Origin of the sequence: Capnocytophaga cynodegmi (assembly GCF_002302475.1) — a bacterium.
In the GTDB taxonomy this organism is placed as follows: Bacteria; Bacteroidota; Bacteroidia; order Flavobacteriales; family Flavobacteriaceae; genus Capnocytophaga; species Capnocytophaga cynodegmi.
The window spans coordinates 2,036,811-2,056,544 of record NZ_CP022378.1 but is presented as its reverse complement, the minus strand read 5'-3'; the positions used below and the strand labels follow the sequence as shown (position 1 = coordinate 2,056,544).

Genomic DNA, 19,734 nt, shown 5'->3' with positions numbered 1-19,734 from the left:
TTTCTAATTTCAAAAAACGATTTGTTTTTAACCTCAACATCAGCACTTTCACAGCGTGATTCAACACAAATGAGGTAGTTCATCAAGTAATTTTCTTTTGTTATCTTTTTTATAATACAAAATTAGTAATCGGGAATTTGTATGTCAATCCCCTTTTTTAGGTATTTTTTACACTAATTTACTTTTTTTCTTCTATTTCTATTTTTTATTACTATATTTATGCCGTAAAAAATCATCAATAACTTTGTTTAAGTATTTCAAAATACTAATTTTAGCTGTAGTCACTCTGAGTTTTTCAATGTTGAAAGCTCAAAGGGTGGAAAGGTTACGTCAAGCAGTAAATGAAGCCTCATCTAACAGAGAAAAGTTCTATATACTAATGGAACTTGCGAATATTTTATCGGAAACTGACACTACACAAGCTCTCAAAACACTTCGGGAGGAAGCATTCCAATTAGCAGAAGGAGAACCTTATTTGGAAGGAATTTACTACTTCAATAAAGCAGGTATTTACTTTGATTATGACCATCAAAAAAGTCAAAAACTTTACCAAAAAGCCAATGATTATTTAAAATGGTACACTACGGAAGAGGCTTATCGGTATCGTGCAAGGCTGTGGCACAATTACGGAGTTTTAGAGCAATACAACGACCGAGAATATAATCTTCTGAATATTACGTTGGAATATTGCATTCCTTTTGCTGAAAAATCTGGTGATTCTGACCTTCTGATGGGATATTTTACAGATGTCGGTATGATTTTGGGCAACAATAAGGAATATGACAGGGCTTTGGAATACTATCAGAAATCTTTGGATCAGGCTCAAAAAGAAGACAAAGAAAATGAGGCTCTTCTGTGGACTTACTTGAATATGTTCGATGTATATTTGGAAAAGAAAGATAAAGAATATATGTCTGATTTATACAATAAAACCGTTTCGCTCTGGAGGCAATATCCCAAAAGTAAACTTACTGGATTTGTTTATCTAAATGAAGCTCGTTATTTGGCTACTATCGGAAAAACAGAGGAAGCTCTTGAAAGTATAGATATAGGACTTAAATTTACTTCAAAAAATAATATTCCGTGGGACCAAAATTCTTTAGAATATGAAAAAGTTCGCATTCTTAAAATGTTAAACCGATTTGATGAAGCAAAACAAATAACACAAAAACTCCTAAAAACCTCCATAAATAAAACCATCAAAAAGAATCAAATACGATTAATTTATGACCTTGCTAATCTGGAAGCCAGACTTGGCAATCACAACAACGCTTACGATTTGATGATAAAACACGACATTCTGAAAGACAGCCTAATGGAAGAAAACAGAAAAAAAATGTTTGCCGATATGGAGATGCAATATCGTACTGCTGAAAAGGAAAAAGCCATCATACAACTGGAAAACAAAAACAAATTAAATCAAATCCTGCTTTATGGGGGAATTTCTCTTTTCGGAGTTATAACTGCTTGGGTTTTATATGCTTGGAATGTAAATCGTAAACGTACTAAAAAAGATTTCTTGTTACGCAAACAACAGCAAGAAATTGAAATTACACACGCTCTGATGGAAGGTGAGCAACAGGAACGTAATCGATTGGCACGTGAGTTACACGACGGATTGGGCGGACGCATCACAGGAATAAAAATGAATGTGGAAATATTGTCTCAAAATTATGAGAAAAAAGAAGAATTACAAAAAATTGTAAAACAATTAGATATCGCAATTGTTGAGCTGAGAAACACTGCCCACAATTTAGACCCTTCAGCTCTGCAAAAGTATGGTTTACAAACTGCTATATCCGATTTTTGCCAATCCTTACAAAATGAAAAACATAATATTAAAATCTACACAAACGGGCTTTCAGATCTACAAGACAAAAAATGGCAATTATCCGTTTACCGAATTGTACAAGAATTGTTAACAAATGCCGTAAAACACTCCCAAGCCTCTGAAATACAACTACAAGCCACATTTAAAGACAATCTCCTTCTTATAGAAGTCGAGGACAACGGAAAAGGTTTCGATCCCAAAAGTATTTCAAGAAATATGGGACTAAACAATATCGAAGCTCGTGTAAATTATCTTGGAGGAAAAATGGAAATTTACTCGGAAGAAGGAATTGGAACTACCATAAATATAGAATGTAAAATATAAATAATTATGATACGAATTATTATATGCGACGACCACCCTATAATTAATGAGGGACTACAAAGCTTCATCACTACACATCCGTTGATGGAAGTTGTAGCTACAGCATCAAATATCAAACAACTTGACGAAGTTTTAAAAAATGTTATCACTGATGTTCTACTGCTTGACATTAATCTTCCTGACGGAAAAGCTTCTGAAATATGCTTTAACATCAAGCAGAACTACCCCAATATAAAAATTTTGGGACTTAGTAATATTGACGACCCTTTCGTTATTCAACAGATGATAAATGACGGAGCTTCAGGCTATTTGCTTAAAAGCAGTCCAATGGCTGAAATTGAAGAAGCTATACTTCAAATTTACGATGGAAATAGTTATTTAAGTAAACAAATTATTAATCTTTTAATGCCTTCTGAAAGCAATTCCGAAGAAATTCCCATTATTACACGACGTGAAAGAGAGGTCTTAAAATATCTTTCCGAAGGGCTTTCTTCTGCACAGATAGCTGACAAAATGAATATTAGCCCATTAACAGTAGATTCACATCGCAAAAACTTGATGCAAAAATTCAATGTAAATAAAACGGTAAATCTACTACAAAAAGCAAAAGGACTCGTTTAATCATTCATAAGAATTTGAACAATCAGTATTATTGTCCTGTGCGTATGGCTTCAACAGGGTCTAATCTTGCTGCACTCAACGCGGGAATAATCCCTGAAACTAAGCCAACTACAAATGAAACTCCAAGACCAATAACAATATTTTTCAAAGAAAGTATAAACTCAAATTCTTCTATCATTTGTGAAGCAATCGAAGTTCCGAGCCATACAAAGAGTAGACCTAAAAGTCCGCCAATCAAGGCTAAAAGTACAGCTTCAAACAAAAACTGAAACAATATAAAATGCTTTTTTGCCCCCAATGATTTCTGTATCCCGATAAGATTTGTTCTTTCCCGAACGCTGACAAACATTATATTAGCAATCCCAAAGCCACCAACCAAAATCGAAAATCCACCAATAATCCACCCAACCAAATTCATCATACCTATAGTTTGGTCAATCATATCTGTAAAGGTGGACATTTTATTAATGAAAAAGTTATTAATCTCTTCAGTCTTTAAGCCTCTGTATCTTCTAAAACGCTGTACAAGAACATCTTCAAATTCTTGCATATTAACTCCTTTTTTAGGCTTTATGGCAATTCCGCTGGGAACTCCTTGTGTTCCTGTATTCATAAAACTTCGTACAAATGTTGATAATATAAATACCTTATCATCACTTTCCGACATTGGTCCATATTTTTTAAGAACGCCAATTACCTTCATTTTCTTCCCAAAATAACGCACCTCTTTACCTAAAGGATATTCATCTTCAAAAAGTTGTTTAGCAATCTGATGTCCTAAGACGATAACTGGTGTTCCCACATTTGATTCGGACTCACTCATCAAGCGTCCGTATTCAACTTTAATATCTTCAATATCAACAATCTCTGAAGTAGCAGCACTTGCAGGAACATTTTCAATAGTTTTTCCTTCGTATTTTATAGAAGAACTTACTCCAAAAATTACATAAGATATAGCTTCCACATTGGGAATTTCTTTTTTCAAAAACTCATACTCTTGATATGTAACCTGCGGAAAATTAAGCCGTTGCCAACGAGGAACATCGGTAGGACCAAACGAAAACTTTGATACGTACATAGAATTTTTGTCCAACCCTGAAAGATTTTCTTGTATATTTCTATTTAAAGAATCAACTGCCGACAACACTGAAATAATCGAAAAAATTCCTACTGTAACACCCAAAAGTGATAAAAATGTACGAAGTTTATTATCTCGTAACGACTTCAGTGCGAAGTTGAAACTCTCTTTTAACAATTGCAGATATATAAACATAATTTTAATCAATAGGTTTTATTATCCGTCAAAAAACTTTATTTTTGTAGCCAAATATAAGATATTTTTCTAATGAAACTCACAAAACAAGCCAAATCTGCTTTAATTTCTGTTTTTGATAAAACAGGATTGAAACCTATTATTCATAAAATGAATAGCTTAGGAATTACTATCTACTCAACAGGAGGAACTGAATCTTTCATCAAAAACTTAGGAGTCGATGTTATTCCTGTGGAAACTGTTACCGAGTATCCTTCCATTTTTGGTGGACGAGTAAAAACCTTACACCCAAAAATTTTCGGAGGAATTTTGAACAGACAAGACAACGACAGCGATGTTTCAGAAATGATACAATACGCTATCCCTCAATTAGATATCGTAATTGTGGACTTGTATCCATTTGAAAAAACTGTAGCCAGTGGAGCCATAGAAAGCGATATCATTGAAAAGATTGATATTGGAGGAATTTCCTTAATACGTGCCGCAGCCAAAAACTTCAAAGACGTTTTATGTGTTTCTTCTGTAGAGCAATATCCTGATTTACTTGATATTTTAGTGAATTCTCAAGGAAAGACCACTTTAGAACAACGTAAAAATTTTGCGGCTAAAGCATTTCAAGTTTCTTCTCACTATGATACAGCTATTTTCAATTATTTCAACCAAACGGAAGAAATAACTACATTGAAAATCAGTGAAAATAAAGGTCAGATACTCCGATACGGGGAAAATCCACATCAAAAAGGATATTTCTATGGAAATTTCGACAATTTATTTGAAAAATTACACGGAAAAGAACTTTCGTATAATAACCTATTAGATGTCGATGCTGCTATAAATCTTATTTCGGAATTTAAGCACGACGACCCTACATTTGCTATTCTAAAACACAACAACGCTTGTGGAGTAGCTACACGAAAAAATATTCAGGAAGCGTATGCAGCGGCTTTAGCGGGAGATCCCGTTTCTGCCTTTGGTGGAATTTTGGTGTCAAACACAAAAATTGATTCAGCTACAGCCAGTGACATTAATTCTTTATTTTTTGAAGTAATTATCGCTCCAACCTATAGCGATGAGGCTTTGGAAATACTAAAAGAAAAGAAAAATCGTATCATTTTAACTCAAAAGAACATCAATTTACCTGAAACTTCAATTCGAAGCTGTTTGAATGGTTATTTGGTTCAAGATAAAGATTTAAAAACAGATACTGCAGAAGACATCAAGTACGTTACAAACCAAAAACCAAATGAAGAAGCTCTTGAGGACTTATTTTTTGCTTCAAAAATTTGTAAACATACCAAATCAAACACAATTGTTTTAGCCAAAAACAAGCAACTTTTAGCAAGTGGAACTGGGCAAACAAGCCGTGTTGACGCTTTGCGACAAGCTATTGAAAAGGCTCAATCTTTTGAATTTGACCTAAGTAATGCTGTTATGGCAAGTGATGCTTTCTTCCCTTTTCCTGACTGTGTAGAAATAGCAGATAAAGCAGGAATTACATCAGTTATTCAACCCGGTGGTTCTATCAAAGATCAATTGACGATTGATTATTGTAACGAGCATAATATGACTATGGTAGTTACAGGAACACGACATTTCAAGCATTAATTTTTTCACAAAATATATAAAAAAAAGCCCGATTGAAGTCGGGCTTTTTTTATTTCTAAATGTATTTTTATTTTTTCTTTCCTTGACTCATTTTAGCTGCTAAGATAACCGCATTACGTGCATTTACCATAGTTCCTGCAGAAGACAATTCCGAAAAATCTACTTTCTTTCTATCTTCAGTTTCTCCCACATATACCTGAAGTTTAGGAGTAACCCCTGATTGCATAATCACTTTTTTCACCTGTGAAGCGGTCAAATTTGGGAAATAAGAACGAATTAATGCAGCCAAACCTGCCACTTCAGGAGAAGCCATTGATGTTCCTTGCAAAAATTTATAACTATTACTTGGAGCAGTAGCCCAAATTTTTACTCCTGGAGCAAACACGTCTACATTTCTTTTTCCATAGTTTGAAAACGAAGCAATCAACTTATCATTAAATTCATAGTTCAAAGCCCCTACAGTAAGGAAGTTATCTGAAATTTCTTTCAATTCTACCTCATCATTTGGATATGTTTGCTCTACGTCAATATCTTTACTATCATTCCCCGCTGCGTTCACAATCAACACATCTTTTGATGCTGCATATCTGATAGCTTCATAAACTTTATCCTTATGAGGAGAAAATCCTTTTCCGAAACTTGTGTTAATTACCTTTGCTCCGTTATCAACCGCATAACGAATTGCTAAAGCGATATCCTTATCGTACTCATCACCATCAGGAACAGCTCTTATAGCCATAATGGCAATGTTATCTGCAACTCCGTCCATTCCCACATTATTTGCACGTTGAGCACCAATAATACCAGCCACGTGAGTACCGTGTAGCGACCCCTCCAAATCAGGACCTATCACATTATTATTTCCGTATCCTATCTTACTGAAGTCATTCTCATCATCTTTAAGAATATCCTTACGAGGACTAAATTCTAGATTCAAATAATAATTTAATTTTGTTGAATAATGGTTAAGAGCTCCTTTTAACTCCTCTTTGATAGCTTCAGAATCTCCCACACGTTCAAGGAGTTGTTGCATAAACTCAACATACTGAGCTAACATATTATCAGTAGTTTGAATTTTAGCCACATCATCAGATGTGTATTTATCTTTCTTAAGCTCCTTTTTCAAAATATCGTCCGCGGACAACACCATTTGATTGAGTTGTTCAAAGTATTCTTTTTCTGCGAAAGCTTCCTCATATTGTTTTTCATATTCAGTTTTAGCTCTCTGATAATCAGGATTGCTTTTATCTCCCGATTTATAAATACGAGTAAGCTCCATATTTTCTTGGTTAATGTCCCCCAAGAAATTCCAGCCGTGAATATCATCTACATAACCATTTTTATCATCATCAATGTTATTGTTAGGAATTTCATTAGGATTCACCCAAATAACATTCTTCAAATCTTCGTGATTGATATCAATCCCTGAGTCAATTACTCCTACAACAACTTTATTACTTGTTTTAATGCCTTTCAACAACTCATAAGCTCCTGATAATCCAATACCTGGAAAAGAAGTAAGATCTTTATGAGGCCAAACTTTTAATTGATCATCAGAAATTTTTTCTGTTTGTTTTGGCAACATATCTGGCACTACATCTGGACTTGCTGATGCAATTTTTGATAAAGGACTGGCACACCCTACCAATATCGCTCCTGAAAATGCTAATAAAAATGGTTTTCTAATATTCATTTGTAATATATTTATACGATTTAATCTAAAAAACAACTGGTGCAAAGGTAAATAAATTTAAATAAAGCACAAAAGAAGAACACGTTTTTATTCCTGCCTTTTATAAAAATGGCACAACTATTGATTATAGTACAACGATGAGATTTCTATAATTACTTAAATAACTGATTATGAAACGATTATTATTTTTTGGTTTTATTATTATATTATTTTTGAATAGCTGTTCTGTTCGTGATGAATATGATAATGATAGACTTACATTGTATGATTTTTTACATTCCTATGATTTGTGGTTTGTAAATGTTGATGCTACACGTGGCAGTGAACGAATTCCTTTTTTACAGAAAGCCTTTACCATAACTTTTGACAGGAATACTATACTGGCTAACAACAACTTAGTAGGAATTGGAAGCATCGGAAGGGGTTACGGACGTGTAATAGGAAACTTCTTTACTACTGATATGCACCTAACATTTCATCACGATAGAGATGGTTCTTATCGTTTTAAAATTGTACAAGTTTCCCCAAATCAAATTGATTTATACGATGTAGACTCGAATTCGGTTTACAGATTGGAAGGCTATTACAAACGTGACTTCAACTACGATCAATTGTTCTTTGAAAATATGCGTTATTTTTTGCAAGAATACAACTTCTGGGAGAAAACATATACCAGCCGAGAAGGTGCGGCAAACCCATTTGATAATGAGAATTTCATTAAGTTCTACAGTCTAAACGGAGATTACTTTTTTGAAACTTCAGAACACCCAAATCATATAACACCACTTTTCAGAGGATTATACAACATTGAAAACATACGAAATACAAACAACGTAAAAATATTAGATCTGAATTACAGAAATGAGACAGAAAGTTTTGAAATTCGCATTTTGAACGATTCTGAAATTGAGCTTTATCACATAAATTCGCGAACAACATATCGTTTTCGAGGAGTACAAAATATCGTTTACAAAAAATTAAAAGAGTAAAAATAAAAAGGGAATCGTTTAAAACGATTCCCTTTTTTAATTATAAATTTTCCGCTATTCTAAACTTATAATTATAAACTCACTTCTTCGGTTGGCTTGATGTTCTTCAGGTGTACATTTCACTCCATTAGAGCAATGGTTGGTAAGTTGTGTTTCTCCGTAACCTTTTCCTGTTATTCTACTAGCATCAATGCCATTATCAATAATCCATTTAACAGTTGATTTTGCTCTCCTATCAGACAAAGCCAAGTTATAACTATCTGAACCTCTACTATCTGTATGCGAGCGAACATCTATTTTCATATTTGGATATTCTTTCATAACCTCCAAGATTTTTGCTAATTGTACTGATGCATCATAACGAATATTTGATTTATCAAAATCAAAATAGATGTTTTCTATCTTGAATACTTTCGCTAAATCGTCTCCTTCTGTTACTTTTATAACTCTTGGTTTTAGCAGGATTTCATAATGAATTTCTTTTCCTTTGCCTTTCATTTCCACTTTCACCTCTGCCGTTTCATATCCTTCTTTTTCTCCTTTCAGATAGAAATGTGAATCCTGGCAATTTATAAATTCTTCTCCAAAGGCAAATCCTCCTGCTGGATCACTGGCTTCTGTTTTTAACAAATCCATTTTTTTACCAGACAAAGAAACTGTGGCTCCTGAAATAATTTCCATAGTTTCCGAATTTTTAACTACTCCTTTCAGAATCTTGTTACAAGTGAAATTCAAAGGAATACGCTCATAAAATCCGTAAATATCATCTTTTCCTTTTCCTCCTGTACGATTAGAAGTTAGAAAACCTACTTTTGATTCTTTATCTATCACAAAACAAAAATCATCATCTACGCTATTACCTGGTTCACCAATGTTTATAACCCTTGAAGTAGTTCCATTATCATATAATTTCGTGGCAAAGATATCTAATCCTCCCAATCCTGGGTAACCATCTGAGGAATAATACAATACATTATCTTTTGAAATAAAAGGGAAAGATTCTCTTCCGCTTGTATTAATAATATTCCCAAGATTTTCAGGCTTCCCGTAACCATTCTTTAATATTTCTACTCGAAATATATCAGAACTACCCAAAGTTCCTGGCATATCAGAAGCAAAATACAAATATTTTTCATCTGGGCTCAATGCCGGATGAGCTACACTATAAGTATTGCTATTAAATGGCATCTCAACAATATTTCCCCAATTTCCTCTATCATCTTTGGTAGCTCGTAATATTTTAAGTAGGATGGTATTTTCTGAATCCATTCTTACTTTTTTATTCACATAATTATTTCGGGTAAAATAAACTGTTTTACCATCTTTTGTAAATACAGCTGTGGATTCATTGAATTTTGTATTGATTTTTGATGAAAAAAGTGTCTTTTTTGATAAACTAATACTATCACGGTTTGCCTCATACAAATCATAGAAACTCTCTCCTGTCCATTTTGAAACAGGTTTAATCAAACTTGTATTACTCGCAGCGAAAATTACTTTATCACCATAAAAAGCGGTTCCATATTCAGAATGTTCTGTGTTTACTCCTGTTTGAAGTAGCTCTAATCGATTGGAATTCTCCTTTATTTCCTCTCTATAATCTTTGTGTTCCTCAAACAATATGGCACGTGTATCATCTGCTCCTGTAATTTCTACAAACTTACTCATCATTTGGTCTGACTCAGCATATTTCCCCAATGATTTCAACGACAATGCATACCTATAATAATATTCTGGCTGTACCTTATATTCCTTGTTTTCGAAAAGTTTCTCATACCAAGTAGAAGCTTTATCGTACTCAGCATTGAAATAATATGAATTCCCAAGCCTTTCAAGTAACTCTTGGTTTACAAACCCTTTTTTTGCAATATTTTCATAGATTTTGATTGCATCTATATAAGCGTAACTTTTGTACATCTCATTGGCTTTTTGCATTTGTTTTTCTTGTGAAAAAACCAACAAAACATTGCTAAACAACGCTATTGCAAGTATGTACATTTTGTAATTCCTCATTTTCATTTCTTTAATGATAAAATTAAGATTGATGTAACAATTTTCTTAGAAGAACCTTGGAGAAACCACCTTTTTGTGAGCTTTCACTAGTTCGTAACGCAAGAAAATTTCGTGTGAACCTGAATTATATCTTGATAATTCTGTAGTTTCGAAATCATATCCATAACCAATAAACCATCGGTCATTTATCTGGAAACCTGCCATCGCACTCACTGCCGCTGACCATCTCCAAGCTGCACCCAAAACAAACTTTTCATTAAACATAAAGTTTGCTGAAACATCTAACTGAAACGGAGCTCCATAGGAAACTTTACTAAGTACTGCAGGTTTGAACTTGGTATTTTCTGTTAAATCGAACACATATCCACCTATCAAGTAATAATGTTGAGAATTTTTCAAAACAGATACTTCTCTATTTTGATCATTTCTTCTGAAAACTTCCGTTTCCAAAAGATTTGGAACAGAGAAACCTAAGTAATACTTATCTGAATACCAGAAAAGTCCAGCCCCAACATTAGGTCTGAAAATACTATTATCGCCAGTAAAGCTATAATCTTGACCATCGTATAAATGCAATTTATTAACATCTAATTGGAAAAATCCAGCAGAACCTTTCAGACCAAAAGCTAATTTTGAATTTTCAAAATTCAACGTATATGAAAAATCCACCAAAAATGTATTATCTTGCTGAGGACCGATTGATTCGTGAAATAATGAAACCCCCAACCCCACATTTTTATCTCTAATAGGTGTGTGATAACTCAATGTTGCTGTTTTCGGAGCGCCTTCCAGCCCCACCCACTGCGTTCTATACAAGCCAAAGAAGCTACCAACATCTCTTGAACCTGCATATCCTGGGTTAAACATCATTGTGTTGTACATATACTGTGTGTATTGTGATTCTTGCTGAGCAAAAACACCTGTACATAGTAGTAACATTAACATTAAAAAAGCATTACTTTTCCTCATTGTATAATATATTTATATGTTTATTGTCTTATATGTCATCTATTTCAATAATTTTCGAAAAACCCGAGTGATTTAAAAACACTGGAGCTTTTCGATATATTTATCTAATTTTTAATGTACAACCAACTTCCTTTTCTCTTCGTCTGATTGTTTTTATCTACATATTCTATTATGTAATAATATGTTCCTTGTGGTAATTTCTCAGGAGCCTCTATAGTTACACGTCCGTTAGATAATCCTCTGAAGACTTTTGTAGTATTGTTATATCCCTGAGCTTCAAACACCTTAACACCCCAACGATTGTAAATTCTTACGGTATTATTCGGATATCCTTCAATACCCTTAATATAGAATATATCATTTGAACCATCATCGTTGGTAGAAATTGCATTATAAGGTATTATATCTCCTCCTGCTACTACCTCTATTGTAACTGTAGCATTCGAACAATTACCAGCTGCATCACAAAGTTCATACACAAAAGTATCTGTACCAACAAAACCTGGATTCGGAGTATAGGTAATTGTATCATCAGATGGGTCATTTGGTGTCCCCCCATCGTTCACTTGCACACTGCCTCTTGACGGATCACTCACAACTGAAACTCTTCCTGTTGTTGGAACATTTTGGTCGTTTTCCAAAATATTTACCACTACAGGAGTATTTATTTCTGTAGTTGCAGAATCATCATTTGTCTTCGGAACATCTAAAACGACTACTGTTACATTCGCTTGATTGCTACAATTTGTAGGATTTGCTTTTTCACAAATTGTGTAGGTCAATGTGTACGTACCTACTGGCGTATTTGGTAGTACCACAACCATTCCATTAGCGGTATCAATGTATATATTCGTGTTTGGTGTAGTAGGATTTGAAATAGTAACTGTTCCTAAAGTTGCTGTCACTCCTTCAATCGTATCATTTACCAACACAGATGTACTTACGGTTCCCCCAATGGTTGTATATATTGGGTACATTGTATAGTCATCATCATTTGCCACAATTGGCGATGCTGTTACTAATACGGTAACCGTGGTTGTTTCACAATTTGTAGGATTTAAAACCTCACAGATTGTGTAGGTCAAGGTATACGTTCCTGCTGGTGTATTTGGTGCTATTGTGATAGTTCCGTCTGTATTTGGTGTAAATCCATTCGGAGGAGTAGCTCCCCAAGTGAGCGTAACATCAGAAGGATTTAAAGGAGTTCCGTTCAACTTGTCATTGGTTAGAACACTTGGTGTATTTCCGCCATCAGTTCCACGGATTGGTGTTCCACTAAAGTCATCTGGAACAGCTTCCAAATCTGTCGGATTTACCACAACTGTTGCTGTTGCTGTATCACAATTCGTTGGATTTAATTTCTCACAAATACGATACACAATAGTATAAGTTCCTGCTGGTGTATTGGCTGGTACATTAACATCACCTGTATTTGTGTTCAAAGTAGGAATATTTGGATTGCCATTAATTGGTGAGGCAGGTGTAACCACAGAAATATCAACATTTGTGATTGTTGCTGAAACATTACCTAAAGTATCTGTACCATTTCCGTTATCAGAAAGCACGTTACCTGCTGTTCCTCCTGTAACTCCTGTGATAGGTTTGAAAGTATCATCTTTAGCATCTATTACATCTGGAACTATAACCACTGTAACTGTGGTTGTTTCACAATTTGTAGGATTTAATTTCTCGCAAATTGTGTAGGTCAAAGTATATGTACCTGCTGGGGTATTTGGCACTATTGTAATTGTTCCGTCTGTATTTGGTGTAAATCCATTCGGAGGAGTAGCTCCCCAAGTGAGCGTAACATCAGAAGGATTTAATTGAGTTCCGTTCAATTTGTCATTGGTTAGAACACTTGATGTGTTTCCTCCATCAGTTCCACGAATTGGTGTTCCACTAAAGTCATCTGGAACAGCTTCCAAATCTGTTGGACTTACCACAACTGTTGCTGTTGCTGTATCACAATTCGTTGGATTTAATTTCTCACAAATACGATACACTATGGTATAAGTTCCTGCTGGTGTATTTGCTGATATGTTAACTTCACCTGTATTCGTGTCCAAAGTAGGTACATTTGGATTACCATTAATTTGTGAGGCGGATGTGACCACAGAAATATCAACATTTGCAGTTGTTGCTGCAACACTACCTAAAGTGTCTGTACCACTTCCATTATCAGAAAGTACACTACCTGCTGTTCCTCCTGTAACTCCAACAACAGGAGCAAAAGTATCATCTTGTGCATTTATTGTCTGAGCTGTAACTACAACCACTACATTTGCTGTATCGCAAATAGTAGATTTTGTACAAATCTGATAAGTGATTGTATATGCTCCCGCCGGAGTACCCGCTGGGACACTTACATTCCCAGTTGCAGGATCAAGAACTGGAACATTTGAGCTTCCTCCTATTGGTGTTGCTTGAGTAGTTACAGTAATAGTAACGTCTGAGATTGGGATGTTTGGGATACCATTAAGAGTATCATTTGTAAGCACATTTACAAGGTTAGAATTTCCTGTTGCTCCATCAACTGGAGAACTACTCATATCATCATCATTTGCTTCAATTGTACTAACGACAACTGTAACTGTAGCCGTATCACAATTTGCAGTAGTAACCCCATTCTCGCAAATTTCATAAGTGAATGTATATATACCAATAGGAACATTATTACCAATACTAACACGACCATTAGTAGGGTCCAATGTAATTCCTATTGGCATAGTACCTGATGAGAGAGTTACCTCTCCCACATTCGTACCAATAACAACAGGATTCCCGTTCAAGGTATCATTATTGATCACTGTTTGTGTAGTAGTGCTTCCCACCGGAATCGTTCCAAAATCGTCATCTACAGCATCTATAACGTTACAAGTAATTAGTGTCACAGTAACCTCTGCACGAATTCCTTCACATCCTCCCACAACATCAGCAACATAATATGTTCCCGTATTCAAAGCCTGAGTACCTGAAAGAGGTGTTCCTCCTGTGGGTACATCATACCACCTGTAATTTGATCCCTTAGGTTCCAAATTAGATATAGTTGGTAAAGTATTACTACAAAAAGTTTGTGCTAGCACTGCTGGTGCCGAGGGAGCAGGATTAACTGTTACCGTCACCTCTTGTGATGCTTCACAACCATTGGCTCTCCTTATGGTCAACGTATAACTATATGTCCTTGCTACTGTTATTTTCGTTCCAGTATAGGTAAATGTTGGATTTTTGGTGGTAACTCCCGATAAATAGTTCATAGCATCAGAATCAGAAGATGTCCAATTATATGAAACGTAATTCTGTGGAGCGTCTGGGTTATACTCAAATTGCTTTGTTTCCAATTCACAAACTATGATTTTTTCAACTAATCCAGAAATTGCCGTTGGCGAAGGAACTTTTACATCGGACATATCACATAAACAATGATTTTCTGTTGACAAAATTTTAGCTCTCAAACGACATATTTGCTCTTGTGATAACTCAATCACTCCTTGTAGGCCAGTTATTGTGGTATTCCCCGTAAAAGTTTGGTTTGCTAGAATAATGTTTCCCAAAGTGTTTTCATTTTCATCCACTTTGCCATTATTATTAGTATCATCAAATAGTGATACTTTTAAGCTTCCTGAATAAGCAATGTTTGAAATATTTTCTAAGTCAAATTGTATTGTAAGTTCCTCTTTGTTATTTTTTACTTGTGAATTTGTTGTTATATTTTTAATTAACAACGAAGCTCGATCAGCTTTTATTGCTAGACTTTTTACCTCAGAAGTTGCTGTTGTTATGTTGGTACAAGCATTACCGCCAGGACAAGGTACTGAACCAACTGTATCTACGGTATAGTATTCAATCTTTGCTTCTGTTCCACAATTGGTTGCTTTCTCTCCATCAGGCTGTTTCAAAGTAAATTGATAAGTAAACCAATTGTCATTAGCCATATCTTTAGGTACTCTGATTCGATATTCAATACCACCAGAAGGTAACACTGTTCCGTTAACATCTTCAAGTACCACATCTGTCAAACTGAAGGTTCCTGATTGTGCTTTTGTACTAAATGAATTTGCAACCATTTTAAATCCTTTAGGAACGCGTATCACAACTCTACCACCTTCTCCGGTAGTTACTCCTGAAGTAGCAGAAATACTATGTCTACCCTCATAAACAGCACCAGAAGCACAATTATTAGCATCACCACTACTATACGTAAGCGTATTAACTACTTTGTAATTAGCTTCTGCAACTCCATCAATTGCTGCAGTAATGGCGTTATCACGAGTTCCCTCAAGTGCTCCCCCACAAGTGTTTTTTCCTAACACCTCCATACCGAAGGTAGAACCTCCACGAAAATCACAATCAGGTTTCACGTTCACACGTACACGCACTTTACGTCTGTTTTCATCACTTGTGGATTCTCTTCCCAAAAGAACTTGACCAGTTGGTAATAAATCATACACCACTGATCCACCTTCGTCACGTGAAGTTAAAGTACTCGGCGATATAGCATTAAACGGATAATAAATTTCAACACCGGCAATAGTAACACCTACCTCTTTAGCAATTGATATTCTAGGCTCAACAACATCTCCATCTCCACCACTATTAATCTCATACTCGTACCAATTGTCAGCACACATATGTAATCTTGCACGTGTTTGGTCCTGCGGATCTGGATTGGGCGTAGTTGTTCTTTTAAGCTGAATCTCACTACCTGAATGTACCAAAGTTATAGATTTTTCAGAATCAACTAATTTTGAATCTGTAGCACTACTACACGTTTGGTTATAAGAGGCAGGATACTTACTACAATTCCACCCTGAAAATACCTTTAACGTGGCTTGTGTACAATTGGTCAAACGTACCTTTATGATATATTCTTTACCAGTTGCTGGTAATACTGCTTCGCCCAAGTAGAACATTGATTCACCAGTAATAGACATCTCTTTAGAAATTGCTCTTCGGGTAGTACCTGTAAGTTCTTCCAAGCCAACCACTTCCACTCCTTGTACATCAGGGATAGACAACCAAGTGTATGGTGCTGCTGATAAAGCATTCTTATTAGTTAATTTTACTTTGACCTCTTGTTCAAGGTTCGTAACCTTCAACGTAGTATTTCCTATCACAGCTAACCCAACTTCTGGTTTATTTTCCATAGCAGCTTGGAAAGTTTTCGAATCTCTATGTATTGGTGCATTACTTCCATCTGGCTGGATTGCTCCATAATGATAGAAATAATCATAATATTCTGGGTGATTAGAAACACGTCCTTGTTCCACAAAAGATTCAGGTGAATCACATGAACCCACTGTTTCTATTCTCAACACAGCAGAATACGCATTATGATTTACCAATAATCCTGGAGGTAATTTATAGGTTTTTGTAGCTGGATAATATTCATTTTTAAGAGTGTAAGTCACAAAACCTCCCGATTCTGTTTTTTCATAATCTGATAAAGGAACATTAACCGTATTACGTACTGCTATTCCTCTTTTATCATAATTTGTAGCATATTCATAGTACGTCATTGGATTTGATACCACAAGAGTTTTGGGCAACGTAACTGAAATTTGTTTTAACAAACGATCTGGACGGAATTCTCCAATAAGTTTTGTATTTGATGAAGGTGTTCTACGTGCCATAAAGGCAACATAACCACCTCCTATATTAGTTTTGGTACAACCCGAAAATGTTTGTTTAGGTCCATTACTACCATCAAAAGTTGTGGTAAGTGAAGTATACATCTCTGGAGTTAACGAAGCTCCACAATATTGTTCTTTCCCTGCATTATCAAGCATATAAAAATATGATGATTGCCCTACCAAACGCTCTACCGAACTGGTTAAATACACTTCATCAATATCACTATATTTTCCCACTTGATAGGTTGCCACTACCTCAAATACATCCTGAGGCTGCAACGTATTTCCCCCCAAAGCAGGAGTCAAATTCCAAACAATTTTTGTTTGACGTTTTAGCTGTGTTCCCTTGCCCACTTCACTAGTAACAACACGTGCCTCTGTAGCAGTTAGAGTCCGAGTAGTTCCCACAAGACTTCCCGAAACAAACTTAACTACAATACTTTTAGGATTTAATGAAACCCCTTCATTTGTAGTAAAAGAATAGTATAAATTATTAGCTGTGCCACGTTCTTGCCGTCCTCGTGCTGTAATTTCAATATCATCGTGATGCAACGAACGTTTTAACATCAAAGAATTAGCTGCCTTAAGCGAAGCTTTTGTATGGCGAGTTTGCATTGTGTGGTCAGTCCAACCTAATGAATTTTCAGCTCGTTCACCCGAAGTTTCAATCATTATGGGACCATCATTTGCACAATTAGCTTCGCAAATCACTTGAATAGGTTTTCTACCACATACCAACTTCACTGCACACTGTATTGGTGTACCATAATCTTCCAACAAGTTTATTTCGTAGTTTATTGCATCTGTAATGTTACTACCACAATTAGCCTCAAAATCCATTGTAACATATCCTCGTCTATTATTTTCAGGAGCCAATATCATCAATTCTGTACCTGTAACAACCGAGGAATCATCGTATGGTTTGGAAGACTCTGTAGCTGGATATCCATCGGCATTATACCATTTTATATTGGTAGCCTTTACCCCAGCTGGTAAAGTGATTTTATACTGAACACGCCACTTAACATCATTCATACCTGTACTACTTTTATTCCCCATATCTGTGGCAACAAAATTTGACGACCCAAATACAAAACGCCCCTCAAGAGGAGACGCCCCTCTGTATAACGTACTTGGAGTGAACGAACCATCAGTTACGTGGAACTGCCTTCTAAAAGAACGATTTTCTAAATAAACTGCTTTGTCTAACGGATTTACCCCCACCCCACCAATCTGTTCACCACAACGGGTTTGGTAAGTAGCATAATTACTATATTCATAAAGTAAATAATCTGAAAAATTAGTCCCTCCTGGAATATTTGAGGTAACGCAATTTGACTCAAACTCGGCTGCAGATCTATTTTTAACCAAGTCATACTCAAGTATGAAAGTAGCTCCAGAAGGTAAATCGTCAAAAATGCCATCATTATCCAAATCTGCCAAACCTTGATTGGGACCATCAGGATCAGAGTTAATCTTACTGAAATCTGCCTTATAAAGTTTATTTTGACCTGGAGCACTAGGCACTGGTGTTGGTGTTAATGTTAAATTGGCGTTACCAACACGAGCATTATTTGGTCTGTGAAACGCCTTTGCTCCGTCGTGTCTGTTTTCTCTCAAATACAAACCTAAATCATATATAGCTGAACTCAACGAAGTATTTGATCCATAGTTTGTATAGGAAACTCGCAAGGTTCCAACAACATTTCCTTCTGCAACACAATGCCCTCCCTTAATCGTGAAGTACGTTTTCGTATAATCTGTGTTATCAAATTTAGCATTAGATTTGTTTGCATCTCTTCTTGTGACTTCAATATTCGGTGCACCTGATTCCGAACTAATAGTTCGTGAAGCCTCGTTACCTGAATTTTGATACCAAGTACTTTCAGCATCACCTTCCCCCCAGTTTACTACATATTTGATTTCTGCACCACTAATACAACGTGAAGTTACATTGTACTTATGAATAAAATTAAGTGCAGGTTGTCCGTTGGACAAGCCGTTACCATTGTTATAACTATCCTTACTTATTTTAAAAATATACTTATTACCAGTATTTGAAATTTGTCTAAGTGATATTCCACCCATAGAGACTTCATTATGAGTAATATTTGCTGGATACTCCAGTACCAAGTAAATATCTGTAGCTTTACCATTTCCAGTATTAACTATAGAAAATTCACTGGTATTCACCCCCATAACAGCAGTATTGTTTGCTGCCACATTAGACAAGCCTAATATAGGATAAGCGTAGTTATACGCCTTGGATTTTTCTTCCTTAGTATCCCCTTTCTGAGTTATTTGAATCTTATCTTGCAACACATATGAAGTATCTCCACTCCTGTGCCTTTGATGTGCTTGAGGAGAAATTAGTTTATCCAATGAAAAATTGACTGTACCCGAAGCACCTTTTATAGTGAAAGTCAATGTTGAGCCACTCTCAGAAATATTTTCAATAGTTCCTGTACCTGAACTTTTTGTTAATGAAGTAGTTTTCATCGTAACCCCTTCAGGAAAAGTTACTGTAACATCGGCATCTGCAGTCGTGCTAAACTGGACCTGAACATTTAACTTTCCTAGCTCATAATTATTTTCTACCAAACTATAGTTATCTCCTACTGTAACAGTAACCCCATTAGGTGGAAATGTAACCTGCGCAGTTATTAAGTTCATTCCCAAAAAGAAAACGAGACCAAAAACAAAATACAAGCATCTCATATACAAATATTTAACAATTTTTCTCATAGTGAGTTTTTTTATTTAAGTGCATTCAAAGGCAAATATAT

At 35.4% G+C, this 19,734-nt stretch carries 9 protein-coding genes; 4 read left to right on the top strand and 5 right to left on the bottom strand.

Annotation, left to right across the window (positions count from 1 at the left end):
* The first annotated feature begins 244 nt into the window (after positions 1–244).
* Positions 245–2,155, top strand: coding sequence for a sensor histidine kinase (locus CGC48_RS09145; protein WP_157909899.1), 1,911 nt, complete (start codon positions 245–247; stop codon positions 2,153–2,155).
* Positions 2,156–2,161: 6 nt separating this feature from the next.
* Positions 2,162–2,776, top strand: a complete 615-nt coding sequence (locus CGC48_RS09140) for a response regulator transcription factor (RefSeq protein ID WP_082020276.1) — start codon at positions 2,162–2,164, stop codon at positions 2,774–2,776.
* Between the two features lie 28 nt (positions 2,777–2,804).
* Here the strand turns inward: CGC48_RS09140 and CGC48_RS09135 are convergent, their stop codons facing one another.
* On the bottom strand, positions 2,805–4,049 hold the full coding sequence (locus tag CGC48_RS09135) for an ABC transporter permease (RefSeq protein WP_098029329.1): 1,245 nt from the start codon (positions 4,047–4,049) through the stop codon (positions 2,805–2,807).
* A gap of 72 nt (positions 4,050–4,121) precedes the next feature.
* Here CGC48_RS09135 and purH point away from each other — a divergent pair, with 72 nt between their 5' ends.
* The gene (gene purH, locus CGC48_RS09130; protein WP_098029328.1) at positions 4,122–5,654 is read left to right on the top strand and encodes a bifunctional phosphoribosylaminoimidazolecarboxamide formyltransferase/IMP cyclohydrolase; all 1,533 of its coding nucleotides are present in this window, start codon (positions 4,122–4,124) and stop codon (positions 5,652–5,654) included.
* Positions 5,655–5,721: 67 nt separating this feature from the next.
* Here purH and CGC48_RS09125 read toward each other — a convergent pair whose 3' ends face one another.
* Positions 5,722–7,347: a S8 family peptidase gene (locus CGC48_RS09125; protein WP_198537136.1), complete on the bottom strand. Its 1,626-nt coding sequence runs from the start codon at positions 7,345–7,347 to the stop codon at positions 5,722–5,724.
* A 170-nt stretch (positions 7,348–7,517) separates the two neighbouring features.
* Between CGC48_RS09125 and CGC48_RS09120 the strand changes: the two genes are divergently transcribed.
* Positions 7,518–8,336, top strand: coding sequence for a nicotinic acid mononucleotide adenyltransferase (locus CGC48_RS09120; protein WP_098029327.1), 819 nt, complete (start codon positions 7,518–7,520; stop codon positions 8,334–8,336).
* 54 nt (positions 8,337–8,390) lie between these two features.
* On the opposite strand, the gene CGC48_RS09115 is transcribed toward CGC48_RS09120, so the two are convergent.
* The 3 genes from CGC48_RS09115 to CGC48_RS09105 form a co-directional block, all read right to left on the bottom strand.
* Positions 8,391–10,355, bottom strand: coding sequence for an OmpA family protein (locus CGC48_RS09115; protein ID WP_098029326.1), 1,965 nt, complete (start codon positions 10,353–10,355; stop codon positions 8,391–8,393).
* Positions 10,356–10,394: 39 nt separating this feature from the next.
* Positions 10,395–11,318: a PorP/SprF family type IX secretion system membrane protein gene (locus CGC48_RS09110; RefSeq protein WP_098029325.1), complete on the bottom strand. Its 924-nt coding sequence runs from the start codon at positions 11,316–11,318 to the stop codon at positions 10,395–10,397.
* Between the two features lie 104 nt (positions 11,319–11,422).
* Positions 11,423–19,693 carry a T9SS type B sorting domain-containing protein gene (locus tag CGC48_RS09105; RefSeq protein ID WP_098029324.1) on the bottom strand — a complete coding sequence of 2,757 codons (8,271 nt, stop codon included), beginning with the start codon at positions 19,691–19,693 and terminating at the stop codon, positions 11,423–11,425.
* Between the last annotated feature and the right edge of the window lie 41 nt (positions 19,694–19,734).

Coding starts and splice junctions, on each gene's coding strand:
- purH (WP_098029328.1), top strand. CDS start 4,122: ATGAAACTCACAAAACAAGCCAAATCTGCTTTAATTTCTGTTTTTGAT.
- CGC48_RS09120 (WP_098029327.1), top strand. CDS start 7,518: ATGAAACGATTATTATTTTTTGGTTTTATTATTATATTATTTTTGAAT.
- CGC48_RS09125 (WP_198537136.1), bottom strand. CDS start 7,347: ATGAATATTAGAAAACCATTTTTATTAGCATTTTCAGGAGCGATATTG.
- CGC48_RS09110 (WP_098029325.1), bottom strand. CDS start 11,318: ATGAGGAAAAGTAATGCTTTTTTAATGTTAATGTTACTACTATGTACA.
- CGC48_RS09115 (WP_098029326.1), bottom strand. CDS start 10,355: ATGAAAATGAGGAATTACAAAATGTACATACTTGCAATAGCGTTGTTT.
- CGC48_RS09135 (WP_098029329.1), bottom strand. CDS start 4,049: ATGTTTATATATCTGCAATTGTTAAAAGAGAGTTTCAACTTCGCACTG.
- CGC48_RS09140 (WP_082020276.1), top strand. CDS start 2,162: ATGATACGAATTATTATATGCGACGACCACCCTATAATTAATGAGGGA.
- CGC48_RS09105 (WP_098029324.1), bottom strand. CDS start 19,693: ATGAGAAAAATTGTTAAATATTTGTATATGAGATGCTTGTATTTTGTT.